The 25,742-nt window shown below is 68.7% G+C and carries 26 protein-coding genes; 7 read left to right on the top strand and 19 right to left on the bottom strand.

Features of this window, described 5'->3' with window-relative positions:
- Positions 1 to 22 precede the first annotated feature (22 nt).
- The 4 genes from NNI01S_RS09485 to NNI01S_RS09470 all read right to left on the bottom strand — a co-directional run bounded on the left by NNI01S_RS09485 (position 23) and on the right by NNI01S_RS09470 (position 3,652).
- Positions 23 to 1,180: a hypothetical protein gene (locus NNI01S_RS09485; RefSeq protein ID WP_218019171.1), complete on the bottom strand. Its 1,158-nt coding sequence runs from the start codon at positions 1,178 to 1,180 to the stop codon at positions 23 to 25.
- Positions 1,174 to 1,734, bottom strand: a complete 561-nt coding sequence (locus NNI01S_RS09480) for a DUF4365 domain-containing protein (protein ID WP_063019657.1) — start codon at positions 1,732 to 1,734, stop codon at positions 1,174 to 1,176. Before NNI01S_RS09480 ends, NNI01S_RS09485 begins: the two co-directional genes overlap by 7 nt.
- A gap of 138 nt (positions 1,735 to 1,872) precedes the next feature.
- Positions 1,873 to 2,829, bottom strand: a complete 957-nt coding sequence (locus NNI01S_RS09475) for an electron transfer flavoprotein subunit alpha/FixB family protein (protein WP_063019655.1) — start codon at positions 2,827 to 2,829, stop codon at positions 1,873 to 1,875.
- Positions 2,830 to 2,866: 37 nt separating this feature from the next.
- A complete protein-coding gene (locus NNI01S_RS09470; RefSeq protein WP_063019653.1) occupies positions 2,867 to 3,652 on the bottom strand; it encodes an electron transfer flavoprotein subunit beta/FixA family protein in 786 nt (261 codons plus the stop codon).
- Between the two features lie 262 nt (positions 3,653 to 3,914).
- On the opposite strand from NNI01S_RS09470, the gene NNI01S_RS09465 reads away from it, so the two are divergent.
- From NNI01S_RS09465 to NNI01S_RS09455, 3 genes are read left to right on the top strand one after another with little or no spacing between them, the layout of a single operon-like run.
- Positions 3,915 to 4,724 carry a class I SAM-dependent methyltransferase gene (locus NNI01S_RS09465; RefSeq protein WP_063019652.1) on the top strand — a complete coding sequence of 270 codons (810 nt, stop codon included), beginning with the start codon at positions 3,915 to 3,917 and terminating at the stop codon, positions 4,722 to 4,724.
- Positions 4,721 to 6,388 (top strand): 1,4-alpha-glucan branching protein domain-containing protein, encoded by a 1,668-nt coding sequence (locus NNI01S_RS09460; protein ID WP_245676049.1) that lies wholly within the window; start codon positions 4,721 to 4,723, stop codon positions 6,386 to 6,388. Before NNI01S_RS09465 ends, NNI01S_RS09460 begins: the two co-directional genes overlap by 4 nt.
- A complete protein-coding gene (locus tag NNI01S_RS09455) occupies positions 6,385 to 7,638 on the top strand; it encodes a glycosyltransferase family 4 protein (RefSeq protein ID WP_063019647.1) in 1,254 nt (417 codons plus the stop codon). The genes NNI01S_RS09460 and NNI01S_RS09455 overlap by 4 nt, the downstream gene beginning before the upstream one ends.
- A gap of 13 nt (positions 7,639 to 7,651) precedes the next feature.
- Here the strand turns inward: NNI01S_RS09455 and NNI01S_RS09450 are convergent, their stop codons facing one another.
- Positions 7,652 to 8,197: a DUF1697 domain-containing protein gene (locus tag NNI01S_RS09450; protein ID WP_063019645.1), complete on the bottom strand. Its 546-nt coding sequence runs from the start codon at positions 8,195 to 8,197 to the stop codon at positions 7,652 to 7,654.
- A gap of 207 nt (positions 8,198 to 8,404) precedes the next feature.
- Positions 8,405 to 9,154, bottom strand: a complete 750-nt coding sequence (locus NNI01S_RS09445; protein WP_063019643.1) for an acyltransferase — start codon at positions 9,152 to 9,154, stop codon at positions 8,405 to 8,407.
- A 232-nt stretch (positions 9,155 to 9,386) separates the two neighbouring features.
- On the opposite strand from NNI01S_RS09445, the gene NNI01S_RS09440 reads away from it, so the two are divergent.
- Positions 9,387 to 10,685 (top strand): outer membrane protein assembly factor BamB family protein, encoded by a 1,299-nt coding sequence (locus tag NNI01S_RS09440; protein ID WP_063019641.1) that lies wholly within the window; start codon positions 9,387 to 9,389, stop codon positions 10,683 to 10,685.
- A 48-nt stretch (positions 10,686 to 10,733) separates the two neighbouring features.
- Here the strand turns inward: NNI01S_RS09440 and NNI01S_RS09435 are convergent, their stop codons facing one another.
- The 11 genes from NNI01S_RS09435 to ctaD all read right to left on the bottom strand — a co-directional run bounded on the left by NNI01S_RS09435 (position 10,734) and on the right by ctaD (position 21,432).
- Positions 10,734 to 11,933, bottom strand: coding sequence for a THUMP-like domain-containing protein (locus NNI01S_RS09435; RefSeq protein ID WP_063019639.1), 1,200 nt, complete (start codon positions 11,931 to 11,933; stop codon positions 10,734 to 10,736).
- Between the two features lie 220 nt (positions 11,934 to 12,153).
- Complete coding sequence (locus NNI01S_RS09425; RefSeq protein WP_063019859.1) at positions 12,154 to 13,131, bottom strand: class I SAM-dependent methyltransferase; 978 nt, start codon at positions 13,129 to 13,131, stop codon at positions 12,154 to 12,156.
- A 37-nt stretch (positions 13,132 to 13,168) separates the two neighbouring features.
- Positions 13,169 to 13,945, bottom strand: coding sequence for an enoyl-CoA hydratase-related protein (locus tag NNI01S_RS09420; protein ID WP_063019635.1), 777 nt, complete (start codon positions 13,943 to 13,945; stop codon positions 13,169 to 13,171).
- Complete coding sequence (locus NNI01S_RS35940) at positions 13,908 to 14,294, bottom strand: hypothetical protein (RefSeq protein ID WP_245676048.1); 387 nt, start codon at positions 14,292 to 14,294, stop codon at positions 13,908 to 13,910. The genes NNI01S_RS09420 and NNI01S_RS35940 overlap by 38 nt, the downstream gene beginning before the upstream one ends.
- A gap of 153 nt (positions 14,295 to 14,447) precedes the next feature.
- Entirely contained in the window at positions 14,448 to 15,026 is a 579-nt protein-coding gene (locus tag NNI01S_RS09410; protein ID WP_063019633.1) for a dihydrofolate reductase family protein, read from the bottom strand.
- Between the two features lie 111 nt (positions 15,027 to 15,137).
- Positions 15,138 to 15,908 carry an NUDIX hydrolase gene (locus NNI01S_RS09405; protein ID WP_169812948.1) on the bottom strand — a complete coding sequence of 257 codons (771 nt, stop codon included), beginning with the start codon at positions 15,906 to 15,908 and terminating at the stop codon, positions 15,138 to 15,140.
- Between the two features lie 116 nt (positions 15,909 to 16,024).
- Positions 16,025 to 16,858, bottom strand: coding sequence for an ABC transporter ATP-binding protein (locus NNI01S_RS09400; protein WP_063019629.1), 834 nt, complete (start codon positions 16,856 to 16,858; stop codon positions 16,025 to 16,027).
- 126 nt (positions 16,859 to 16,984) lie between these two features.
- Positions 16,985 to 17,788 (bottom strand): aminoacyl-tRNA hydrolase, encoded by an 804-nt coding sequence (locus tag NNI01S_RS09395; protein ID WP_084488666.1) that lies wholly within the window; start codon positions 17,786 to 17,788, stop codon positions 16,985 to 16,987.
- Entirely contained in the window at positions 17,785 to 18,207 is a 423-nt protein-coding gene (locus NNI01S_RS09390; protein ID WP_169812947.1) for a protease inhibitor I42 family protein, read from the bottom strand. Before NNI01S_RS09390 ends, NNI01S_RS09395 begins: the two co-directional genes overlap by 4 nt.
- A 69-nt stretch (positions 18,208 to 18,276) precedes the next feature.
- Positions 18,277 to 19,494: a phosphoserine phosphatase SerB gene (serB, locus tag NNI01S_RS09385; RefSeq protein WP_063019626.1), complete on the bottom strand. Its 1,218-nt coding sequence runs from the start codon at positions 19,492 to 19,494 to the stop codon at positions 18,277 to 18,279.
- A 195-nt stretch (positions 19,495 to 19,689) separates the two neighbouring features.
- Positions 19,690 to 21,432 carry an aa3-type cytochrome oxidase subunit I gene (ctaD, locus tag NNI01S_RS09380; protein ID WP_084488664.1) on the bottom strand — a complete coding sequence of 581 codons (1,743 nt, stop codon included), beginning with the start codon at positions 21,430 to 21,432 and terminating at the stop codon, positions 19,690 to 19,692.
- 422 nt (positions 21,433 to 21,854) lie between these two features.
- Here ctaD and NNI01S_RS09375 point away from each other — a divergent pair, with 422 nt between their 5' ends.
- A complete protein-coding gene (locus NNI01S_RS09375; protein ID WP_063019623.1) occupies positions 21,855 to 22,661 on the top strand; it encodes a VOC family protein in 807 nt (268 codons plus the stop codon).
- 78 nt (positions 22,662 to 22,739) lie between these two features.
- Here NNI01S_RS09375 and NNI01S_RS09370 read toward each other — a convergent pair whose 3' ends face one another.
- Complete coding sequence (locus NNI01S_RS09370; protein ID WP_157114672.1) at positions 22,740 to 23,252, bottom strand: hypothetical protein; 513 nt, start codon at positions 23,250 to 23,252, stop codon at positions 22,740 to 22,742.
- Between the two features lie 124 nt (positions 23,253 to 23,376).
- Complete coding sequence (locus NNI01S_RS09365; RefSeq protein ID WP_157114671.1) at positions 23,377 to 23,859, bottom strand: hypothetical protein; 483 nt, start codon at positions 23,857 to 23,859, stop codon at positions 23,377 to 23,379.
- Between the two features lie 186 nt (positions 23,860 to 24,045).
- Between NNI01S_RS09365 and NNI01S_RS09360 the strand changes: the two genes are divergently transcribed.
- Positions 24,046 to 25,137, top strand: a complete 1,092-nt coding sequence (locus NNI01S_RS09360) for an ABC transporter substrate-binding protein (protein ID WP_084488663.1) — start codon at positions 24,046 to 24,048, stop codon at positions 25,135 to 25,137.
- A 139-nt stretch (positions 25,138 to 25,276) separates the two neighbouring features.
- Positions 25,277 to 25,738, top strand: a complete 462-nt coding sequence (locus tag NNI01S_RS09355) for an AMP-binding protein (protein ID WP_063019619.1) — start codon at positions 25,277 to 25,279, stop codon at positions 25,736 to 25,738.
- Positions 25,739 to 25,742 lie beyond the last annotated feature (4 nt).

Here is a 25,742-nt window from a genome sequence, read left to right as displayed (position 1 = left end):
CGAAGTCGCTCGCACCTCGACGTCAGCTCTCCCGGTGCAGATAACTCGGATCCAGGCTGATCATCCCCGTCAAGCGCCAAGCACCGCGTTCGAACACCAGATCGCCGGACACGACAATCGGCTGCTTGCTCTGGTGTGCGCGTATCGCCCACTGATAACCGTCACCGCCGAGCGGTACGTGCACTTTTCGCAGACGTCCGTCCACGTGTGTCGACAGCACGATGCTCGTCGCTTCCTGATCTTCGTCACCACTGTCATCCCGGTTCAGGGTGCGCACCATTCCGATCAGGGTCAGACGACGCGGCGGCTCCTCACGGCGAACCAACCGCTCTCGGACACGAGGCAATCCCGCCATCGCGTTGCGGTCGATCACGATCCGGGACGTCGCGACGTCTGGTGGCCGCTCGCTGACTGCCCAGTCGAAGGACAGATCGAGTGCGCGTAGGGCTTCCGGTTGCGTGAGGTCCAGCACCGACTCGACCAAACTGCCGCTCAGACCCAACTCCCCAGCATGGTCGAGAGCGCGCTCGTCCCAGTCCAGCGCGAGTTGCCACGCCGACCGCAGACCTGTCGCCAGCGTTGTCATCACCTTGCGCGGGAATGGTACCGCTGGCGTCCCGGCGACCTGCGGTGACGGAATATTGCCGAGACGGGTGACCACCGTGAACACGAAACTGCCGCGCTTGGTGTGCCCGAGCCGGATGTCGTCTTCGAGAAAGTTTGTAACCACGGCCGATCTGCGACCTCGGTGCGAGTGAGTCGGGTCGTCGGCGGTGGTCGCGGCGGCCTTCATCATCGTGAACAGGGCTTCCAATGTTGTTTCGGCCTGCCGGAATGGGATAGTGCCGTCACTCATTTCCTGGTCGAGTCGCACGAAGAACAGGTCCGCCCGGGCAGCCGCTATTCGTTCGACCAGTTGCGCCGGGTCCCAATCATAGATGGTGGCAAGAGCTTGCAGCGTGTCGCGAAAACGCCGGGAGAAGTCGACGTAATCGGTCGCCAAGGGGAGCATGATCCGGCCAAGAAGGCCGTCCTCGCCCGGGAGTCGCCAAATCTCCCTGACGTCTTGCTCGCGAACCTCGAGCTGCCAGTCATGAGTCGCGAGGTACTGGGACACGGCTGGGGGCGACAGCGCGGACGCGACCTCCCGGAGGCTGTCGAGCGGAATACTTTTCACCACTGACCTCCTTCGCCGATCGACTGCATGATGCCCCGCAGCCCACCCACGCCGAAGAGGTTACTTCTCGGTAGGTAGACCGTCTTGCTGGCCTTATCGTCCTCGATCCCGCCGAGGTTCGCCGCATGTTCCCAATACATGCGGCTGAATGTTCTGAGCCCGTCTTCAGAAAGGTCGAGCAGTTCGTCCGGCTCGTCCGGTATAAGCAACACGCCGAGCAATGCCGGGACGAATCGCTTCGGATTCACCAGCTTGAGAAACCGGTCTCGCTTCAGCGACCACGCCATGTCCTGCGGCCTCAGCAAGTGCTGCTGCGTCGTGCACTTCCGCTGCATTTCGAATTCAGGACAGTAGTATCTCGCGTAATCCGCAGACGCCACGATCGTGATGTCGACCCCGTCGTAGTCGGTCTCGTGACTTTTGATCGAACAACCCGCAGGGGCGGCGACCATGCGCACGAAAGCGAGGCTGAACTGTTCCTGCCGCGCGGTGATCGGCAGACCGCCGTCCACGCCGGTCGCCGACTGAAGACTGCCGCTGTCCACGACATCGCTCATCGCCCCCCTTGCCCCCATCCTGCAGCAACGCACGCCAACAGTAGCTCAAAACCGTTGTGAGATCTTGTGTTAGGAGGTAAACGAAAAAAGTGGCCCCGACCGTCCGGTCGAGGCCACTTTTCGATCGCTCCGAGCGTGTCAGCCCTTGTGCGACTTGACCGCTTCGGTCAGCTGCGGCGCGACGTTGAACAGGTCGCCCACGATGCCGTAGTCGGCGATCTCGAAGATCGGCGCCTCTTCGTCCTTGTTGACCGCGACGATGGTCTTCGAGGTCTGCATGCCGGCGCGGTGCTGGATGGCGCCGGAGATGCCGAGGGCGATGTACAGCTGCGGGGAGACCGTCTTACCGGTCTGGCCGACCTGGAACTGGCCCGGGTAGTAGCCCGAGTCGACCGCGGCGCGCGACGCGCCGACGGCCGCGCCGAGCGAGTCGGCCAGCGCCTCGACCACCGAGAAGTTGTCGGCGGAACCGACACCACGGCCACCGGAGACCACGATGTTCGCTTCGGTGAGCTCCGGCCGGTCACCGGCCACGACGGGCTCGCGCGAGGTCACCTTGACCACGCCGTCTTCCTGCGCGGGCACCTCGACGGTCACCTTCTCGCCCGCGCCGGCCTGCGCGGAGGCCTCGACGGCGCCCGGGCGGACCGAGATCACCGGCACATCACCGGTGACCTTGGCGTCGACGGTGAACGCGCCACCGAAGATGGAGTGCACGGCGGTGCCGTCGGACTTCACCTCGATGACGTCGACCAGCAGGCCGGAACCGATGCGGGCGGCGAGGCGACCCGACACCTCCTTGCCTTCGGCGCTGGCGGCGACGATGACCGCGGCGGGCGAGACCGACTCGGTCAGCGCGGCGAGCACGTCGACCTTCGGGGTCACCAGGTAGTTCTCCACATCGTCGGACTCGGCGATGTAGATCTTCTCGGCACCCGCGGCGGCCAGCGCGTCGGCCAGCTTCTCGCCGGTGCCCGACGTGCCGAGCACGACGGCGGCGGGCTCGCCCAGGGCGCGGGCCGCGGTGAGCAGTTCGGTGCTGACCTTCTTGATCGCACCCTCGGCGTGCTCGACGAGCACGAGTACTTCAGCCATTTGTTCTCTCCTAGGAAGTCTGCGAGCGCTACCGAGATCAGATGATCTTCTGGCCGATCAGGTACTGGGCGATCTTGCTGCCGCCGTCGCCTTCGTCCGCGATCTTCTCGCCCGCGGTGCGCGGAGGCTTCGGCGTGGCCGCGGTGACGGTGGAGCCCGCGTTCGCGACGCCCACGGTCGAGGGGTCGACGCCCAGGTCGGCCAGCGTGAAGGTCTGCACTTCCTTCTTCTTCGCGGCCATGATGCCCTTGAAGGACGGGAAGCGCGGCTCGTTGATCTTCTCGGTGACGCTGACGATGGCGGGCAGGCTGGCCTCCAGCTTGAACACGCCTTCGTCGGTCTCGCGCTCACCGGTGACCTTGTCACCGTCGACGGTCAGCTTCCGCAGGTGCGTCAGCTGCGGCAGGCCCAGGTATTCGGCGATGATCGCGGGCACCGCGCCCGCGCGACCGTCGGTGGCCTCGTTGCCCGCGATGACCAGCTCGACACCCTCGACCTGGCCGAGCGCGCTCGCCAGCACCCACGCCGTCTGCACGGCGTCGGAGCCGTGGATGGCCGGGTCGTTGATGTGGATGGCCTTGTCGGCGCCCATGGACAGCGCCTTGCGGATGGCCTCGGTGGCGCGGTCCGGACCGGCGGCCAGCACGGTGACCTCGCCGCCCTGGGCCTCCTTGATCAACAGCGCCTCTTCGACGGCGCGCTCGTTGATCTCGTCGAGGACGGCGTCGGCGGCCTCGCGATCGAGGGTGAAGTCTCCGTCGGTGAGCTTGCGCTCCGACCAGGTGTCGGGAACCTGCTTGATGAGTACGACGATGTTCGGCATCGGTCTTCGTCGACCTCCTGTTCTGGTTACACGTATGTGGTGGTCGCACGAGCTGCGCCGTACGTCCGGGGGGTGGCTCGGCCGTGACATTACCCTACGTTAAGTTACTCGTGGGTAACTTAGTGGCTTCTCTCTCACAATTGGTTACCACGCGTTACAGTGCGCCCGTTCGGCGACCCCGTTTCCAGCCGGTCGAAGCCGCACTTCCGGGCCGACCGGGTGGGGTGTCTCGCGCGGATCCGGTGGCAGTAACGTCGGAGTGATGAGCGAGGCTGTGATCCCTGCCGCAGTGGACGACCTGTCCGGCGACTCCGCGGAAACCGAGACGAGCGTCGAACCGCTGCCGCTGACCGGCGAGCGGACCGTGCCCGGCATCGCCGAGGAGAACTACTGGTTCCGCAGGCACGAGATCGCCTACGCCCGCCTGCTGGACCGCTGCGCCGGAAAGACCGTGCTGGAGGCCGGTTCGGGCGAGGGTTACGGCGCGGACATGATCGCCGACGTGGCCACCAAGGTGATCGGCGTGGACTACGACACCGGCGCGGTCGAGCACGTGCGCGTGCGCTACCCGCGCGTCGAGATGATCCAGGGCAACCTGGCGGATCTGCCGCTGGAGGACGCCTCGGTCGACGTGGTGGTGAATTTCCAAGTGATCGAGCACCTGTGGGACCAGTCCCAGTTCCTGCGTGAATGCCTGCGCGTGCTGCGTCCCGGCGGTGAGCTGCTGATCAGCACGCCCAACCGGATCACCTTCTCGCCCGGGCGCGATACTCCGCTCAACCCGTTCCACACCAGGGAGCTGAACGCGGCCGAGCTCACCGAACTGCTCGTCGACGCCGGTTTCGAGGTCGCGCGGATGATCGGCGTGCATCACGGGCCAGCCCTGAAAGCGCTGGACGCCAAGCACGGCGGGTCGTTCATCGACGCGCAGATCGAACGCGCGCTGGCCGGCGAACCCTGGCCCGCGGAACTGACCGCGGACGTCGCGAGCGTCACGGCCGACGATTTCGTGCTGGAAGCGGCGGACATCGACGCGAGTCTGGATCTGGTCGCCATCGCGGTGAAGCCTTGACCGATCGCAGTACCGTGCCCGGCGGGCACGCCGCAAGCCCCGTGCCGGGCCAGTTCACCCTGGTCCTGCACTCCCATCTGCCCTGGCTGGCCCATCACGGCCGCTGGCCGGTCGGCGAGGAATGGCTCTACCAGTCCTGGGCCGCGTCCTACCTGCCGGTGGTCGAGGTCTTGCGCACCCTCGCCGCCGAGGGCCGTTCGCATCTACTCAGCCTCGGCATCACGCCGGTGCTCGCGGCTCAACTGGACGACCCGCACTGCCTGGCGGGAATGCACCATTGGCTGGGCAATTGGCAGCTGCGCGCCGACGAGGCCGCCATGGCGGGCAACGTCGCGCTCGGCAGGCACGAACACCGCCTGGCCGCCGCCGCCCTGGCCGAATTCGAGCGGCACTGGCGGCACGGCGCGGCCCCGGTCTGGCGTTCGCTCATCGACGCGGAGACCATCGAACTACTCGGCGGCCCGCTGGCCCATCCGTTCCAGCCGCTGCTCGATCCCCGATTGCGTCAGTTCCAGCTGGTCGAGGGCTTGGCCGATGCGCGGCACCGCTGGGGTCACACGCCAACGGGCATCTGGGCGCCCGAGTGCGGATACACCCCCGGCATGGAGGTCGGCTACGCCGCCGCAGGTGTGACGCATTTCATGGTCGATGGGCCCGCTCTGCGCGGCGACACGACACTCGGTCGCCCGGTGCGGGATTCCGATGTGGTGGCGTTCGGACGCGATCTGCAGGTGAGCTACCGAGTCTGGTCGCCCAAATCCGGCTACCCGGGACACGGCGCCTATCGTGACTTTCATCACTATGATCACGCGACGGGTCTCAAACCCGCGCGGGTCACCGGCAAAACCGTCGCGGGCCCGGACAAGGCTCCCTACGATCCGGAACTGGCCGCCGCGGCCGTTGCCCGGGACGTGGAGGATTTCGTGCGGACGGTGCGCGAGCGGTTGATCTCCGAGTCCGCGCGGATCGGACGGCCCGCCCTGGTCGTGGCGGCGTTCGACACCGAACTGTTCGGCCACTGGTGGCACGAGGGCCCGCAGTGGCTGGCGCAGGTGCTGCGCGCGCTGCCGGAGGCAGGCGTCACCGTGGGCACCCTCGCCGACGCGCGAACCCACGGCTACCTGGGCGAACCGGTGCCGCTGGCCGACTCGTCCTGGGGTTCGGGCAAGGACTGGCGAGTGTGGGCGGGCGAGCAGGTCCGCGACCTGGTGGAGCTCAACGACGACATCGTGCGGCTGACGCTGGACACCGTCGACAAGATGCGCGCCGCGCAGGGCGGCGCACCCGGGCTGCGCGACCACGTCGCCGATCAACTGCTGCGCGAAGCGATCCTGACCGTTTCCAGTGACTGGGCGTTCATGGTCAGCAAGGACTCCGCCGCGGGTTACGCCCGCGACCGCGCGCACCGCCACGCCCACGCGGTCCGCGAAATCGCCACGGCCGTCGGGGCGGGCCAACTCGCGAAAGCACGGCAGTTGGCGGCAGGATGGGGGGCAGCTGACGGACTCTTCCCCGGCGTGGATGCGCGACGACTCACCTCCGCGGGGTCCGTACCCAGCGCCACCGGGGCAGTATCCGCCGCCGCGCCGGGACCGGACTCCGCCACTGCGGACCACGGACCGGGCCCGGCGGACCCGGGCTCGGCCGCAGAAGGACTTGCATGAAGATTTTGATGGTGTCGTGGGAGTACCCGCCGGTAGTGGTCGGCGGGCTCGGCAGGCACGTGCATCACCTCGCCGTCGAACTGGCCACGGCAGGCCACGAGGTGGTCGTGCTGTCCCGGCGCCCCTCCGGCACCGACGCCTCGACCCATCCCACCCACTCCTACATCGCCGACGGCGTGCTGGTGGTGGCGGTCGCGGAGGACCCGCCGGTGTTCGACTTCGGCGAGGACATGCTCGCCTGGACGCTGGCCATGGGGCACGCCATGGTGCGCGCCGGCGTCGCGCTCGGCAAACCGGGCATCGGTGACGGCTGGACGCCCGACGTGGTGCACGCGCACGACTGGCTGGTCGCCCACCCCGGCATCGCGCTCGCCGAGTACTACGACGTGCCCCTGGTCTCGACCATCCACGCCACCGAGGCAGGCAGGCACAGCGGCTGGGTCGCGGGCAAGGTCAACAAGCAGGTCCACTCGGTGGAGTGGTGGCTGGCCAACGAATCCGACGCCCTGATCACCTGCTCGGCATCCATGCAGGACGAAGTCGAGCGGCTCTACGGGCCCGAGCGGATCCCGATGACGGTGATCCGCAACGGCATCGACGTGGGGGCGTGGACCTTTCGTCCGCGCGCGCCGCGCAACGGGCCGCCACGGCTGCTGTACGTCGGCAGGCTCGAGTACGAGAAGGGCGTGCAGGACGCGATCGCCGCGCTGCCCCGCATCCGCCGCGCCCATCCCGGCACCACCCTGACCATCGCGGGCGTCGGCACCCAGTTCGAATGGTTGCGCGAACGCGCCCGGGTGCACCGGGTCGCCCGCGCGGTGAATTTCGCCGGTCAGCTCGACCACGCGGAGCTGCTCGGCTGGCTGCACGGCGCCGACGCGATCGTGCTGCCGAGCCGGTACGAGCCCTTCGGCATCGTCGCGCTGGAGGCGGCCGCGGCGGGCACCCCGTTGATCACCTCGACGGCGGGCGGCCTGGGCGAGGCCGTGATCGACGGCGTCACCGGCGCCTCGTTCGCGCCCGCGGACGTCGACGGCTTGGTCGAAGCGGTCCGCGCCACCCTCGACGACCCCGCCGCCACGCAGCAACGCGCCTACGCCGCGCGCGAACGGCTCACGGCCGATTTCGCGTGGGACGTGGTGGCGGCGGAAACCGCCCAGGTGTATCAGTCGGCCAAGCGTCGGGTGCGCAACCCGCTGGGCCGCCCGTCCATCGTGGAACGTCCCCTGCCGGAACGCGATCCGAAGTAGCCACCCGCCTCGGCTAGCCGCCCAGCTTCTTGACGATGCGCTCGACGGTGAGCCAGGTGCGGGTGGTGATGTCCTTGCCGTATGTCTTCTCCAGCCAGGCCATGAAATCGGGCGTCTTGCCCGGCTCGCTGTTGTCGATGACCGCGAGGAACGCCCGCGCGTCCGCGTCGTAGCCGACGATCCGGGTGAGCGGATCAGGCTGCTCGGGCAGGTCGGCCGGCGGTTGGGCGGTGTCCTTGAGGAACGTCGCGATCAGGTATGTGCCGCGCCCGTGGGTCAAGCCGTGGAACGGGTCGGTGTCGAGCAGCGCACGCAGTTCGTCATGGCTGCGGATGATTGTGCCGCCGCCGATGCCCAGCTCCCGGATCAGCGCCTGCTGGATGCGATCCTCGAGCTCGGGCACGTCGGAGTCCGCGCTGTGGAATACGATATTGCCGCTGGCCAGTACCGAACCGACGCCTTCGAAACCGAGCGATTCGAACACCCCGCGTAACTTGGCGTTGCTCATGTTCGGATTGCTCGGCATGATCCCGCGCAACAGCGCGGCGTAGGCAGTCATAGCGCCGAACCTACTCGCCCGCACCGACGAATCCAGGCCCCACCGGGCAGCCTCAGGTCAGCAGGCGACGCTCGTCCGGCTACAGCCGCGCCACAGCTCGGTGCGACCACACTTCCCGGATGAACGCCCCGCCACACCCGGACGCGACTGCGCAGACCTTCGACGACCCGGAAGTGATCCGCAGTGCGACTCGTCCGGCTGTACGCGTCAGGCGGTCTGCGTCGCCCCGTTCTTCTTGCGCGCGATGTCCTCCAGCGCGGCCAGGTATTCGGCCCGCTTCTCGGCGCCTGCCTCCCAGGTGGCCTTGCGGTTCTTGACCACCTTGGCGGGAGCGCCCACGGCGATGCTGTAGTCCGGGATCTCACCCTTCACCACGGCGTGCGCGCCGAGCACGCAGCCACGGCCGACGCGGGTCTCGCGCAGCACGGTGACCTTGGCCGCGATCCAGGTGTCGGGTCCGATGCGCACCGGACTCTTCACGATGCCCTGGTCCTTGATCGGCACGGTGATGTCGTCCATCTTGTGGTCGAAGTCGCAGATGTAGCACCAGTCGGCGACCAGGGTCGATTCCCCGATCTCGATGTCGAGGTAGGTGTTGACGACGTTGTCCTTGCCGAACACCACCTTGTCGCCGATGCGCAGCGAACCCTCGTGGCAGCGGATCGCGTTTCCGTCGCCGATGTGGACCCAGCGGCCGATCTCCATGCGGCTCAGCTCCGGCGTGGCGTGGATCTCCACGCGGCGGCCGAGGAAGACCATCCCGCGCAGCACGATGTGCGGGTTGGCCAGGCGGAACTTGAACAGCCGGTAGTAACGCACCAGGTACCAGGGCGTGTACGCCCGGTTCGCGAGCACCCAGCGCAGCGACGCCAGCGTCAGAAAACGCGCCTGCTGCGGATCCCGGCGGCGCGATCCCCGCCAGCGCGAGCGCAACGGTGCGCCCCACATGCTCGTCACGAACGGTTCTCCTGTCGTGGTCCTACCGGCCGTCGCCCGCCTCGGCGGCGACGGATAGAGCCTATCGCTCGCGGCGGGCACCGCGACGACCACCCGCGACGACAACGCCGGGACTCGTTCACCCGCGCAAAGTCCTCCCGTACAGTGACTCCTGCGCCGGAGAGGGCGCGGGTGCGAGCCAACGACGACAGGAGTACGGCAGGTGCGAAGCGGCGGCGTACTGGCTACTTCCATGTGGCGACCGTCCCGGAAACGCGCCGCGGCCGTGCTGGCCGCGGTCGGCGCGCTGACGCTGGCCGGTTGCGGCACCGACTACGACGACATCACCGTCGGCACCGGCAAGGGCTGGACCGCCGCTTACCACGACGGCCGCAACAGCGGCACCGCCCCGGTCACCGGGTCGCGGAAGATCGGGTTGAGCTGGCAGCGGCCGGTCGGCGGGCCGATCGCCCAGCCGGTCACGCTGGGGCCCGACAGCCAGCTGTTCGTCACCACGCGCCTGCCGAACTGCTCGATCTTCACCTTCCAGATGGCCACCGGCCGCAAACGGTTCTGCAATGCCCTGGGTCCGAGCGCGATCTCCGCGCCGTCGGCGGTGGACGGGATGACCAACGTCTACGTCGGCGACGACAGCAGGGTGATCTCGTTCAACTATCTGGGGCAACCGCGGTGGGCCACGCCGGTCGCCGGAACACCGGTCTCGGTGCAGTTCACCGGCGACGGAAAACTGCTGACGATCAGCCAATCCGGTCAGGTCGACGTGTTGTCGCGGCAGACGGGCGAGCGGGCGGCGCCGACGCTGCAACTGCTCGGCGAACCCAACTTCCTGGTCAACGCCGGACTCGGCTGGCCCGACTCGGGCCAGGGACTCGACGACTGTGCCGTCGGAGGGCCGCAGTGCCCCGTCGCGAACATCTCCCCCATCGACGCGGCCAGCGGCAGCTTCTACGTGACGCTGTGGCAGCCGGGACGGCCCGCGGCGGCCGTGGTCGCGTTGCGCTACACCGGTGACAAGATCGTGCGGGAGTGGAGCGCCGAACTGCTGTTGGGCGGCAGCGCGACCAGCCCGGCCCTGTCCGCCGACGGCGGCACCCTCTACGTCGGCGACAACAACAACCGCCTCATCGCCCTGGACACCGCCGACGGGCGGACCAAGTGGGTGCACCGGCTGGAATGGACGCCCAGGGGCGGCATCTCGGTGTCCGACGACGGCCTGATCATCCCGTCCGGTGAGGACGGCTACCTGCTGGCGCTCCGCGACAAGGGCGACACGGCCGAAACGGCTTGGGAGCGTAAGGATCTGGCGCAGCGCGGCTCCGCGGCGCAGACGGCGGGAGACACCGGTTACGTCACCGCGGCCATCGGTGAGGGGCTCAACCTCGTCACCTTCGACACGCGAACCGGAACCACCATCGACTCCGACGTTCTTCCGGGCGCCAAGGGAACCACCACCGGCACGTCGATCGGCGCGAAGGGTGAGGTCGTGGTCGCGACCCGCATCGGCGAGATCTTCGCCTTCGAACCGGAGTAGCGCTCGCCCGCATTCCCGGCGTACGCCGGCCGTGAGGCACCCGCGTGCTCACGGTGTGGCACAGAGGAAGACGGTCGCGGCGCGGCCGATGCGAGTGATCACCAGCGTGTGCGGCCGGGTGCCCCGGGGTTTCAGGCGGGCACGGAGCGCATCCGGGTCGATGTCCACGCCACGCGCGAGGATCTCGAGGGGGCCGCAGTCGCGGCGATGCAGTTCGGCGCGGAGGGCTTTCTCGCGGAATTCCATGCGGTCGAGGATGCGGAAGCCACGTACCCCCTCGGGCACGGCGTCACCGGTGAGATAGGCGATGCGGGGATCCAATTGCCACAAGCCGTGTCTCGCGGCGTAGTGACGAACGAGACCCGCGCGGACGACCGCGCCGTCCGGGTCGATGATCCATTGCCCTGGCGCCCGCTCATCGATGATGTCCGGTTCGGCATCGGTGATGGTCCAAGCGGAGCCGTCGGACCCGAGCACCGTGGCGCGACGGGTGACACCGGGTTCGGCCAGTCCAGGGGACCACAGGCAGGCCTCGCGCACAGCGCCGTCAAGTGAGACGACCTCGATCTCACCCGACCAGTCCAGGCGGTCGAAATCCAGTCCGGGAGCGCATTTCACGGCCAGATCGCAGCCCTGATAGGCCGTGCGCAGGTCCGGCAGCGGCGGCTGCAACTTCGCCGGGTCGTGGATACGCCGACCGTCGGCACGCCGCGCCGGGTCGGCGATGATCACGGTGTCGCGGCTGCTCGGGCGCAGGGCGTCCGCTTTGGCCAGCACCACATTCCGCGCCGGCGACGCACCCGATGCCCCTACCGGAAACCAGCGCACCCCCAGATTGTGCGCGGCGATCGCGAGCCGCACGTCATCGAGATCGCTGCCAACCACAGCAGGGCACACCACGGCCAGCTCAACGAGTTCGGCACCGATCGAGCAGGTCACGTCATGCACCGCCCGCCCGGCCAAGCGCGCGGCCCGATGCCGGCCGACGGCGGTCGGGGTCGCCTGCTGCAAGGCGTCGTCGGTGAACAGCCACTCCCCCGCGCCGGCGAGTTTGGGCGTAGCGCGGCGGCGCAGCCGGACCGTCTCGACCAGAGCCGCGGCCCGGTCACCGTGGGCGCGGCGCACCTGCTCGAGGTCCTTCAGCAGGGACGTTGAAGTCAGCGCCAGACGATCCACCTCTGCCAGCGCGGCCCGGCCGGTCGCGCTACCCAGGTACCCGACGTCATCGCGGGTGAAGCGATAACCCACTACGGATGTCCCGAAGGCTCGTGCACCGAGTCGGCCCGGCCCATTCCGGCAATCGCGATCATGCCGGTGGCGATCCGGCAAGCCTTCGCCCGGTCACCGTTTCCGCCGCGTTCCATCTCCGGATTCCGGAACGGCGATATGGGCTCGTACCCACCCACGGCGGCGGCACCGACCGTGCCGCCGCGGTGGGCGATGCGGTCGCGAGAGGGATCGCGAACCACTACTTTCCGGCGGAGCTGGGCTTCACGCCGGTGATCATGGCGTTGTAGAAGAACTGGCGCGGTACCACGCGGCGCATGACGTTCTCGTCCACCCAGCTCAGCCCCAGCCAAGCGCGGTACATGGCCATCCGGTAACGCCAGGTGAGTTTCTCGGCGGGCACCGCGGCCTCGAACGTGCGCACGGGCCAGCCCCACAGCGCTGCGGCGAACTCCTCGGTCTTGGCCGCCACCTCGACGGCGCCCGCCGAGCGGGCCATCGCCTCCAGGGCGCGCGGATCGAAGGTGTGCAGGTCGACGACCGCTTCCAGGGCGGCCGCGCGCGAGGACTCGTCCAGCTCCTCCTGCGGGCGCCGCCAGTCGCTGAGCATCGGCAGCTTGGTCACCGTGGTGGTGGCCTTCCAGGTGATCCGGCCCAGCCAGCGCGCGTAGAAGTTGCCGACCGTGGTGGGCTCACCGGCGAACACGAAGCGGCCGCCCGGCTTGAGCACGCGCAGGCATTCCTTGAGCGCCAGCTCGACGTCGGGGATGTGGTGCAGCACCGCGTGGCCGACCACCAGATCGAACGTGTCGTCCTCGTAGGGGATGGTCTCCGCGTCGGCGACCCGGCCGTCCACGTCCAGACCAAGATTCTGCGCGTTGCGCAGCGCGACCTTCACCATGCCCGGCGACAGGTCGGTGACCGAACCCGACTTCGCCACGCCCGCCTGCATCAGGTTCAGCAAGAAGAAGCCGGTACCGCAGCCCAGTTCCAGCGCCTTGCCGTAGGGCAGGGGCGCGGGACCGACGGCCAGATCGAAACGGCCGCGCGCGTACTCGATACAGCGCTCGTCATAGGAGATGGACCATTTGTCGTCGTAGGTCTCGGCTTCCCAGTCGTGGTAGAGCACCTGGGCCAGCTTCGTATCCTTGAGCGCTGCTTCGACCTCTGCCTCGGTGGCGTGCGGGTTCGGCGCGGGGTCGTCGGGACGTACCGTCATGGTCGGCAAGCCTACCCAAATCCGCAGTTGACGCCTGCTATCGGCCCACGAATTCCGCCGACCCCGGACCGTCGGCCTGATAGGAACCTGTTCCTATCAGGCGATCTTCGGTTTCGAACAGGGCCGACCACTCGCCGCGCGCCCGATCGAGGCCGTGCGGACCTGCTTCGAAGACCGCTTTGGCGGCGGCCAGCGCGCGGGCGGGGCCGCCGGCGAACTGGGCCGCCCAGCGCATCGCGGCGGTGTACACGTCGTCCGGCGCGACGACCTCGTCGACGAGACCTAGCGCCTTCGCCTCGTCCGGCCCGACGAATCGGCCGGTGTAGACGAGGTCCTTGGCCGGGCCGGGCCCGATCAGCAGCGCGAGCCGCCGGATGCCCGCCAGCGGGATCAGGCCGGTCTTGATCTGCGGCAGGCCCAGCTTGACGTTGTCACCGATGACGCGGCGGTCCGCGCCCAGCGCCAGCTCCAGCCCGGCACCCAGGCAGTATCCGCTGATCGCCGCGACGGTGGGCTGCCGAATACGGGCCAGGCAGCCCAGGTCGCGCTGTAGATCGGCCGCCATGGCGGCGGCCTGCTCGCTGCCGAGACCGAACAGTTCGGCCACGTCGTCTCCCGCCGAGAACACCCGTTCGTCGCCGTACACGACCACCGCGGCGACCCTCGGATCCGCGGCGACGGCGTCGGCCGCCTCCGCCAGTTCGCGCACCAGCTGCACATTCAGCAGGTTCATCGGCGGGCGGGCGAACCGCAGGACGGCCACGCCCCGCGCGACATCACCCTCCGGCAGCTCCAGGGTCACGAATTCGGCCATGAGACGCCACGCTACCGGGTGCGAAGCGCCGCAAACCATGCCAGGTGCAGCCGCGAGCCCCGGCTTCGGCGCGGGACCGAAGACGACTCCCGACGTCGGCTCGCGAAACCGGGGGTGCCGCCTTGCGTCGCCCCTCGCCGCCGAAGCGGCCGTCGGTCAGTAGCGACAGCGAGTGCGCTTCCCACGCCGTCAGCCAGGCCGGGTGTAGCGGAGAGGCGTACACCCAGGCGCCCACGCGCAGGTCGGTCCAGGCCGCGGCGGTGGCCAGCATCGGGCCGGGCGCCGGTTGCGTCAGCGGGAAGTCGGGCACCAGCAGCGTCGAGTAGCCGCTGTCGGCGATGCGGCGCACGCGATCGCGCCACGTCGGCAGGTCGGTCCTGAGCGGGGCAACGATTCCGAATCGACGGTCTCGTCATGTCTGATTCCTCCTCAGCGGGCGACTGATGGATGGCCCGGTCCGCCAGGAAGGCCCGTGCCGGCTGCGGGTGCGGCTGCGGCGTGCTCAGACATGCAGGGTGGGCCGGTAGGTGAGTTCTTGGATGTTGCCGTCGAGCGTCCGGCTCTCGATCAGCTCGAGGTCGAAGTCGGCCGCACCACGGAAGATCGGGGCGTCACCGGTCCGGCCGGTGATCACCGGGAAGATCGTCACCTGGACGCGGTCGACCAGACCGGCAGCCATCAGCGCCCGGTTCATCGACAGGCTGCCGTGCGAGCGCAACGGCACCTCGGACTCCGCTTTGAGCCGGGCGACGACGTCGACGGCGTCACCGCTCACGACGGTCGCGTCCGGCCAGTCGAGCGGTCCGTTCAGGGTGGTCGACACCACCGTCGCCGGCAGGTTCCGCATCCGGGTGACCCAGGGATCACGCACCGACTCCTCGGCGCCCTCGGCCAGTATCTGCGCGAACGCCCGATAAGTGTTGGCACCGAAGACCATCCGCTGCCCGGTCTCGTACAAGGCGAAGCGGTGATCGAGCAGTTCGGGACCTTGCTTGCCCCAGTAGCCGCCCCAATCGCCGCCGCTCACCCCGCCGTAGCCGTCGAGGCTGGAAAAGACGTCGAAGGTGTAAGTGGCGGCCATGATGTTCTCCTCGGGGCAGTTGATCGGGTGTGTGGGTATAGACGATCAACCACCGCGAAACTCATCGCGGTTCGTCTGCCGGAGCTCTGTCGCTCAGTGCGCCGCCCGCGCTCACGGGCGCACGGACCCCCTGAGTCGCCCGGCGTCGGGCAGGTCGGCGAAGTAACGGCGGTTGTCGGGGAAGGACAGCATCTGTCGGCCATCCAGGTCGGCCAGGACCGGCAGGATGGGGTCGATCGCGCGCTGGGTGGCCAGGATGTCGGCGGTGGAGCGGAATTCGCCGAGCGCGACCAGCTGCGACCAGGTCGGCGGGAGCAGTACGTCGACGCCCGAGCGCCAGCGCGCCAGCGCCTCCGCCGGGGTGCTCCAGCGCACCTCCGCCGCCTCGGACGTCGCGCCGTCGGCGCGCTGCCCCTCCGGCAGCACCGCGACGAAGAACCGCGTGTCGTAACGGCGGGGCTCGATCACCGGGGTGATCCAGTTCGCCCACGGCCGCAGCAGGTCGGCGCGGAGCACCAGCTTCTCCCCGGAGAGGAACGACGCCAACGTCAGTTCCCGGTGTTCCAGCCTGCCGCGCGCGTCCCGGTAGCCGGTGGTGTCGGAGACGACGCTGTCGGCGGTCGGACCGGCCAGCAGCACACCGCATTCCTCGAACGTCTCGCGCACGGCCGCGCAGACCAGCGCCTTGGCCCTGGTCTCGGTGGTCGCGAACCGCTGCGCCCACCAGGCGGGCTCGGGACCGGCCCAGGCGATGTCGGCGGTGCCGTCGGACGGATCGACGCCGCCGCCGGGGAACACCGTCATGCCCGCGGCGAACGCCATGGCCCCCACCCGGCGTTGCAGGAAGATCTCCGGCCCGTCGGCGCCGTCGCGCACCAGCATCACCGTCGACGCGTCCTTCAGGGGCGGCGCCGGTTGCCGAGAGTCTGCCTGCACATCTGTCTCACTCACTCCTGCACCCTAACGCGCGCTTGGTGAGCGAGGGCACGCCGCGTGGATCAGCGGGTGCGGTGCCTGCCCGCGCGCCGCGATCGCCGCGCGAAGTAGCGGCCGTCGACTCGATCCAGCGCGATGGATTGGCGGAAGGCGTCGCTGAGGTTCTCCGACGTGAGCACGTCGGAGAGCAGTCCCTGCGCCACCACTTCCCCCTCGTTGAGCAGCAGACCGTGGGTGAATCCGGGCGGAATCTCCTCGACGTGATGGGTGACCAGCACGATCGCGGGCGCGTCCGGGTCGGCGGCGAGATCGCCGAGCCGCTCGACCAGTTCCTCGCGGCCGCCCAGGTCCAAGCCCGCGGCCGGCTCGTCGAGCAGCAGCAGCTCGGGGTCGGTCATCAGCGCGCGGGCGATGAGCACCCGCTTGCGCTCGCCCTCCGACAGGGTGCCGTAGGTGCGGTCCGAGAGATGCTCGGCACCCAGGCTTTCCAGCATGTCGATGGCGCGGTCGGTGTCGACGTCGTCGTAGCGCTCCCGCCAGCGGCCGAGCACCGCGTAACCCGCGGAGATCACCAGATCGCTGACCTTCTCGTCGATCGGCACCCGGCTGGCCACCGCGGCCGACGACAGGCCGATGCGCGGACGCAACTCGCTGATGTCCACCTTGCCGACCCGCTCCCCCAGCAGATGGGCGATGCCCGCGGTCGGGTGCAACTCGGCGGCGGCCATCCGCAGCAGCGAGGTCTTGCCCGCGCCGTTGGGCCCGAGGACCACCCAGCGTTCGTCGAGCTCGACCTGCCAGGTGACCGGGCCGACCAGGGTATGGCCGGAGCGGCGGACGGTGACGTCGGTGAAATCGATGAGCAGATCGGGATCCGGTTGCGGCACGCGCTCCATCTTGGCCCACCTGTGGGGGCACTTGCCAACGCGGGGAGGGAAAACCGAGCCGGTCGGTCGGATCTATGCCGGAACACCGCCCTCACGGCCGTCCCGGGCGCCCCTCCGACACGCCCGCGCGACGGTTCACCAGGCTCGCGCGGGCACCGCTATCACCGTCATCGAGCCCGGGGCCACCTCGGTGAATCCCGCGTCGCGCACGGCGACGGCTCCGCCCCCGGCCACCTGCTCGGCCAGCGCCGCCCACCGCAGCGGATCGGCCTCGCGCACCGCGCAGTGGAAGCCGAGTTCCGCCCAGCGCAGCGCGTGCTCCCACGGCAGCGCACCGGCCAGCAGCATGCTCGCGTGGCCTACCTGCGCGGCGGTCTTGCCCAGCGTCATGCCGAGCGTGGCGTTCACCCAGAGCACCGGCAGGTGCGGATCGGGCGGACCGGGATCGTCGTGCTCGAGATCGGTGCCGCCGATCTGCAGCCGCCTGATCCGCGGATCGACCTCGCCCACCGGCCCTGGGACCAGCGCCCGCGCCTGCGCGCCGTCGATCTCGACGGTGACGCCCGGCACACCGCACGTCGCACGCCATTGAGCGCCGCGAGCCCGGCGGGCCACCTTGCGGATTCGTGAACGCTTCCACCCGAGATAGCGTTCCTCCCACTCGCCGCCCGGCCCGACTCGCTCGTCCAGGCACAGCGCCACCGCGGCCGACGCGGCGGCGGCCAGCAGCGCACTGCGCGGCGGCGGATCGGTCTTGGGCAGATGCAGGACCATCTGCATCGCCTGCACCATGGCCGGATCGTCCGGATCGCCCGCACCGTAGCCACCGGACAGCTCCGCGTGCCGGGACCGGAATCCTTCGACGTCCGAAATCGTTGCCGCCGGAAGATTCTCGCCGTCATCCCGGACTTCGGCGCCGCATTCCGGAATGCTCGTCATCGCTCCACCTCGATCGTCAACGAAAACGTCCTGGCCGGTTCGAGGCCCTGTTCCCACGGACGCCGGTACTCCATCGTCAGCGGCGTCCGGCCCGCGGCCGCGCCGACGAAACTCCACACCGCCGTACCTCCCGCGCCCGGCGCGACAGGGACGGCCGGATCGGGTTCGAAATCCGCCTCGCGGTCCTGCTTCGCCACAGTCGCGTCCACCATCGCGATGCTCCAGGAGTAGCCCGTGGACGGATTCGACGGCAGCGCGACCACCAGCCGCTGCCCGACCCGCAGTCGCCGCTGCTGCCCGTCGCCCGTTTCGCTCACGCGCACAACGGGATCCGCGGACTCGGTCGTCGTGCCGTCCGGCGAGCTGCCGCACCCCGCCACCACCGATCCGGCCAGCAGCACAAGCAGGGCCTTCCGCACCCGTCCTCCGATCGCCGAAAGATCAACAGCAGCGAGCCTACCGAGGCCGAACGAAACCGGGCCGGACGATCAGCCCAGCGGGACGCGGCGCAGCAGGCCGTCCCGGGCGTCGGCGGCCTCCACCTCGTGCCGGGTGACCCCGAGGATGAACAGGACGGCGTCCAGATAGGGGTGCGAGAGCGCCGCATCGGCGACCTCGCGCAGCGCAGGCTTGGCGTTGAAGGCGACGCCGAGCCCGGCGGCGTTGAGCATGTCGATGTCGTTGGCGCCGTCACCCACCGCGACGGTCTGTTCCATCGGCACCCCGGCTTCGGCCGCGAACTTGCGCAGCGCGGTCGCCTTGGCCGCCCGGTCGACGATCTCGCCGACGACCCGGCCGGTCAGCTTGCCGTCCACCACCTCGAGCGTGTTCGCCTGCACGAAGTCCAGTTCCAGCTCGTGCGCCAGCGGTTCGATCACCTGCCGGAAGCCGCCCGACACCACCCCGCAGCGGAAACCGATGCGGCGCAGCGTGCGGATGGTGGTGCGCGCGCCCGGGGTCAGCTCGATCCGGTCGGCCACTTCCTCGATCACCGACTCGTCCAGTCCGGCCAGCGTCGCGACCCGCTGCCGCAGCGACTCCGCGAAGTCGATCTCCCCGCGCATCGCGGCCTCGGTCACCTTGCGGACCTCGTCCTCCACGCCCGCGTGCGCCGCGAGCATCTCGATGACCTCGCCCTGGATCAGCGTCGAGTCGACGTCGAAGACGATCAGCCGCTTGCCGCGCCGGGCCAGCCCCGCGCGCTCCACCGCCACATCGACCTGCTCGGCCACCGCGACCTCGGCCAGCGCCGTGCGCAGCCGCGAATCGGTGTCCGGGCCGGAGTCGGTCGCGGTGACCAGCAACTCCATGCCGGTCACCGGATAGTCGGCGATACCGCGGATGGTGTCGATGTTCGCGCCGAGGGCGGCCAGTTGCCGTGACACCGCGCTGAACGCGCGCGCGGTGACCGGGCTGCCGAGGATGACCACCGCGTGCGTGGACATCGGCTGCCTGCCGATCGCCGCGTCCACCTCGACGTCGACGTGCATGCCGACGGTGTTCATGGCCTCTTCCAGCTCGTCCTGCAACGCCTCGGCGTCGGTCGGGCAGGCGACCAGGACGCCCAGGGTCAGCCTGCCCCTGATCACGACCTGCTCCACGTCCAGCAGGCTCACCTGGTGCCGGGACATGGCCGCGAGCAGCACGGACGTCACACCGGGACGGTCGGGCCCGGTGACGGTGACGAGGACGGTGGTGTCGGCCAACTGATGCGCTCCATGTTCGATGTTCGCCGTCGCTGTGCTGGACGTCGTTGTCGCAACGCACGGTGCGTACTGATCTCTGCAAACGATCTCCACAAACGAGTGTGCACCCGCTGGTGACCAGCGGGTGCACACTCGTCGCGATGAATCCTACGGCGCGGCCGGACGTCATACGCCCGGCCCCGGTGCGAAGGCGCCCTACTTCGCCAGGGCGTTCGGCTCGTGCAGCTCCGTGGCGTGCTTACCCGAGCCCCAGCCCACATGCGCCTCGGCGCGCATGCGCTCGACCATGTGCGGGTAGTGCAGCTCGAACGCGGGACGCTCGGAGCGGATGCGCGGCAGCTCGTAGAAGTTGTGCCGCGGCGGCGGGCAGGTGGTGGCCCACTCCAGCGAGTTGCCGTAGCCCCACGGGTCGTCCACGGTGACCACCTCGCCGTAGCGGTAGCTCTTGAAGACGTTCCACAGGAACGGCAGCATCGACGCGCCGAGCACGAAGGCGCCGATCGTGGAGATGGTGTTCAGCGTGGTGAAGCCGTCGCTGGGCAGGTAGTCGGCGTAGCGGCGCGGCATGCCCTCGGCGCCCAGCCAGTGCTGCACCAGGAAGGTGGTGTGGAAGCCGATGAAGGTCGTCCAGAAGTGCCACTTCGCCAGGCGCTCGTCCAGCATCCGTCCGGTCATCTTCGGGAACCAGAAGTAGATGCCCGCGTAGGTGGCGAACACGATGGTGCCGAAGAGCACGTAGTGGAAGTGCGCCACGACGAAGTACGAGTCGGTGACGTGGAAGTCCAGCGGCGGGCTGGCCAGGATGACGCCGGACAGACCACCGAAGAGGAAGGTGACGATGAAGCCGATGGAGAACAGCATCGGCGACTCGAAGGTCAGCTGACCACGCCACATGGTGCCGATCCAGTTGAAGAACTTCACACCGGTCGGGACCGCGATGAGGAAGGTCATGAACGAGAAGTACGGCAGCAGCACCGCGCCGGTGGCGTACATGTGGTGCGCCCACACCGCGATGGACAGCGCGGCGATACCCAGGGTGGCGTAGACCAGCGTGGTGTAACCGAAGATCGGCTTACGCGAGAAGACCGGGAAGATCTCCGAGACGATGCCGAAGAACGGCAGCGCGATGATGTACACCTCGGGGTGGCCGAAGAACCAGAACAGGTGCTGGTAGAGCAGGATGCCGCCGGTCGCCGGGTCGTAGATGTGGCCACCCAGGTGGCGGTCGTAGGCCAGGCCGAACAGCGCGGCGGTCAGCAGCGGGAAGGCGAGCAGCACCAGGACGCTGGTGACGGCGATGTTCCAGGTGAAGATCGGCATCCGGAACATGGTCATACCCGGAGCGCGCAGGCAGACCACGGTGGTCAGCATGTTCACGCCACCGAGGATGGTGCCCAGACCGGACACCGCCAGGCCCAGGATCCACAGGTCGGTGCCGACACCGGGCGAGTGCAGGATGTCGGTGAGCGGCACGTACGCCGTCCAGCCGAAGTCCGCGGCGCCGCCCGGGGTGATGAAGCCCGCGGTCGCCATGCTGGCGCCGAACGCGTACAGCCAGTAGCTGAAGGCGTTCAGGCGCGGGAAGGCGACGTCGGGAGCGCCGATCTGCAGCGGAAGGATGATGTTGGCGAAGCCGAACACGATCGCGGTCGCGTAGAACAGCAGCATGATCGTGCCGTGCATGGTGAACAGCTGGTTGAACTGCTCGGTCGAGAGGAACTGCAGGCCGGGTCGCGCCAGCTCGCCGCGCATCAGCAGGGCCATCAGGCCACCGATGAGGAAGAAGCCCATCGACGTGGTCAGGTACATGACACCCAGGACCTTGGGGTCCGTGGTGGTGACCATCTTGTAGATGAACGAGCCCTTCGGCCCGGTCCGAGCCGGATAAGGCCGAGTCGCTTCCAACTGAGGGACTGGCTGGGGCTCTACGGCAGTCACTGATCCTCCTGAAAGGTGCCTTTAGGTCGCTCCGCAGGCTCCGCTGATCGCATCCGTCCCGATGTCGGGATAGACGACAGTTCGCTTGCGCTCTTCGAATCGTAAACCCGTGGCGATGCGGCGAGCCGAACGGGTCCTACTCTCTGTCGTATTTGTTCGGCCGCGCCTGCGGCGCGGCGTGTTCGCGGCCCCTGTATGGCTCGCGGGCCGCGAACGGCACATGCTCGGTCTCGCTTCGCTCGAAAGACGTGGTCGGGGTGAGGTGGCGCGTAGTCGCCAACCGGTGGCTCGGATGATTGCGATGCTGGTAGGCCTGAGGTCATCCGTCGCTCGAACTTGTCGCGCCGGGGCCGATGAGTTCCGCGGGCGGCTGACGTCTGTAGAGGTGACACGAGTTCACCCCAGGCCAGGAGACCAGCGAGATGACCGAAACGAACCGCATGAAGCCCGGCGATCCCTGCTGGGTCGATCTGTACAGCTCCGATCTCGATCGGAGTATCGCGTTCTACCGCGAGCTGTTCGACTGGAGCGCCGAGAGCGCGGGCGAGGAGTTCGGCGGATACGTCACCTTCCGCAAGGGCGGGCGCGCGGTGGCGGGCGCCATGGCCAGGATGCCCGGCGACACCGACAGCCCGGAACAGTGGACGGTGTATCTGTCCAGTCCCGACGCGCAGGCCACCGCCGACGCGGCGACCGCGGCGGGGGCGTCGCTGGTCGTGCCCCCGATGGCGGTCGGCGAACTGGGCACGATGGCCGTGCTGGGCGACGTGGGCGGTGCGGGCGTCGGCCTCTGGCAAGCCGGAACGTTTCCCGGATTCGAGACCATGGGCCTGGTCTCCGGCGGCCAGTGGGGCGAGCACGCGGGCGCGCCGTCCTGGTTCGAGCTGCACACCCGCGCCTACGACGCCTCGCTGACGTTCTACCGGGAGGTGTTCGGCTGGTCGGACGTCTTCACCATCTCCGATGCCCCCGGATTCCGCTACTCCACGATCCACGCCGAGAGCCCGATGCTGGGCGGCGTCATGGACGCCTCGGCCTTCCTGCCCGAAGGCGCACCCGGGGGCTGGATCGTCTATTTCGGCGCCGACGACGTGGACAAGACGGTCGGGCGGCTCGTCGAACTCGGCGGGAAGGTGCTCTCCCCACCCGAGAACACCCCCTACGGCCGCATGTCCGCGGTCACCGACTCCACCGGCGCCCGTTTCAGCATCGGCGGCAACCGCGCGTGAGGCGGACGGGCCCGTGCGAAGACTCCCCGCCACTCCGACTCTTCGTGCGGGGCCACGTGTCACGCGTGCACGGCTTTCTCACACCGGATTCGTGCGCACGAACTCCGCCATAACGTCCTCGATGCTCGCGACGATCGACGAATTCTCACCGGTGGATTCTTCGAATCGAGTCGTCAGTTCGTCACACAAGGCGACGAACGGTTCGTCCTCGAGGTCGCTGAACAATCTCATTTCCGCGATGTTCCGTGCCCCGAGATACGGCTCCCGATACCCGCCGCTGACAGCATATGCCTCGTTCAGGCAGATCAGGAAAATTCCCTCCAGCGGACGCGCCGACACTTTTCTCTGCCGGAAGAACTGCGTCACCCCATCGGCTATTCGATCCGCGTTCACCAAGTCGATGGAGTCGGCGTGCAAACCGTTCATGTCTCCGGCGATGCTGTCGAGCGCCGCCAAGCGCAAGCGATCGAATACGGTGAATCCATCCATCCAGCCGACAATCGCGATGGCACTTCGTGCGCGGAGGGCATGCACCGCCAGAGCATGACTGGAAGATTCGCCGCAGAAGACCCGACCGCAGAAACGGACCATCTCCGTCAGATCGAGCCGCAGCCGTGACAGCGGTTCCTCGATGGCGTCCTCACCCCGCCTGGCAGCAGCGACCAGCTCGCGTCGACGTGTCCCCATCTGCTTTCAGCGCCCCCGTTCGAATGAATTACGTGGTCGCGCAGGCGAACCACTCGTTGTCCCGCGGCTCAGTATAGACAGTGAGGATGTCGTTGCCGCGGTTCGTGTCGTAGGCGAGTTTCGCCCGGCTGCTCGTGCCGTTGTACTGGAGTATGTGCTGTTTGTGCCCCGGCTTGTTGCCATCCCTGGGAAAGCCGAAGCTCACCAACCGGTCCATACAGTCCAAAAATGCCTTCGGATTGACGAACGGATCATGCCCGCCATCAATCATATGGCGCAATGCGTAGCACCGAAACTGCATCTTCGAGCCGTTCGGATGAACGGCTCCGTACAGAATCTGATTCTCGTTCATCGAGCTGCCGTCCGCATCGCACGCCGCCATATCGGCCGCGAACTTCTCGTAGTCGAATTTCGATCCGGGCGGAGGCGTCGCAGACGCCCCGCCGCCTCCGGCAACAGTACAGACAACCATGAACAAGAACAAAGCAAGCCGAATAGAACGCAATCTCATGATTCCCCCTTGCCGTTGTCGCACAACTCCCCGTTCGCGACCGCATCGAAACGGTAACATGGGCAGACCTCGTTCGAAAGGCGCGGCGGACCCGCGCCAGATGGAACGCGTCGAAAACCACGCCCGACACCAACCGCTCCCACCTCACCCACGGAACGACCGGCGCCGACATGTACCCTCACACGCATGCCGGTGAGCGATGTGATGCATGGAGGCACCCGAATTCGCGCGATCCGCCATCGCAACAGCGCGGCCGGTCATCGGTTCCGGGCGGTCGTGGCCGCGTGTGCCGCGCTCCTCGTCGCGGGATGCGGCGGCACCACCGACGACTCGGCCTCCATCGTGCGCACCACCACCAATATCGCGGGCGCGGGTGTGGTGGGGCTCGAGCGCGACACCACCCGGGCGTGCGCGCTGCCGAGCGCGCCGGATCCGGGTGAGGCCACCCGCAGCGTCACCCACGCGTCCGGCGTCTCCGAGGTCCCCGCCGATCCGCAGCGCATCGTCGTGCTCACCACCTCCGCGCTGGACGCCGTCTGCGCGCTCGGCCTGTGGGAGCGGGTCGTGGGCACGGTGACCATGGACGGGCCGAGTCCGCAGCCGGCCTATCTGGGCACCGGCGTGCTGAAGATCCCGGGCGTCGGCACCGCCGAGCAGCCCGACCCGGCCCGGATCGCGAGCCTGCATCCCGACCTGATCCTGGGTGAGATTCCCACCGGCGCAGCGAGTTTCACCGCGCTGCAGGCCATCGCCCCCACCGTGCTGGTCGGCTCGGGCAACAGCTGGCAGGCCGAGTTCGCGGCATTCGCGGCGGGTCTGGGGCGGCGCGGTGCGGCCGAGACCGCGCTGCAGAACTACCGCACCGAGGCACGTGACACCGGCGCCACGCTGGCGGCGGGCCAGACCCAGGCGTCGGTCGTCCGGTTCACCGCCGACACCGAGCGGGTGCAGGGCGGCGACAGCTTCTCCGGCCAGGTGCTGGGCGACGCGGGCGTGCAGCGTCCCGCGGCCCAGCGCGGCGCCTCGTTCGACGTGCGCGAGGACGAGTTCGCCACGAAGGTGGAAGGCGACGTCGTCTACGTGATCCTCGCGGGCCCGGAGGGCAAGAAGCACGGGGAGACGGTGCTGCGCACCGACGAGTGGAAGGAACTCGGCGCCGCCACCGACCGCCGGGTGTTCGCCGTGGAGGACAGCGTCTGGCACGGCGAAGGCCTCACCGCCGCCCGCGCCCTGCTCACCGACCTGCGCAACACGCTCAACGGCTACGTGACCGACTGACCGGCCCACCCCCTTGGGTGAGGTTTCCCCCACCCTGGGAGTGCGCGGACCAGCGCTGGGGTTGCTGTCGAAAAGCCCTTTCGAGGACGAGATTCAGAGGTACGCCGAGAACCTCTCCATCGACACTCGAGGACACGACATGCACACGCTGACCGATTCGCTCGCCGACAACCTGTACGTCCTGCCGCAAGCGCAGTCCGTCGCCGATGTCGATCCGCAAGCGGTCGTGGTGTCCACCGCCGATTGCGACCTCACCTACGCCGAACTCGATCGCTGGTCCAACCGCCTCGCCCGGCTGCTGCTCGCCATCGGCGCCGGACCGGGCACGCGGGTCGCGGTGGCGATCGACCAGACCATCGAGTCCGTGGTGGCCGAGCGGGCCGTCACCAAGATCGGCGCCATCGCCGTCCCGGTCACCGAGGACCGCTCCTACGCGCTCGGCACCCCGGTCGGCGTCACCACCAAGGAGCAGCGACCCGAGCCCACGGACGAGATCACCTGGCTGGTGCTGGACGAGCGCTCCACCCTGCAGCGCTACCTGGCCAGTTCCGCCGCGCCGCTGCGCACGGCCGACCTGGATCTTCTCCCGAAAACCGCCTGACCGG

Origin of the sequence: Nocardia niwae NBRC 108934 = DSM 45340, from assembly GCF_001613465.1 — a bacterium.
Classification (GTDB): domain Bacteria; phylum Actinomycetota; class Actinomycetes; order Mycobacteriales; family Mycobacteriaceae; genus Nocardia; species Nocardia niwae.
The sequence above is the reverse complement of the archived record's forward strand: the minus strand, read 5'-3'. Positions and strand labels throughout refer to the sequence as shown.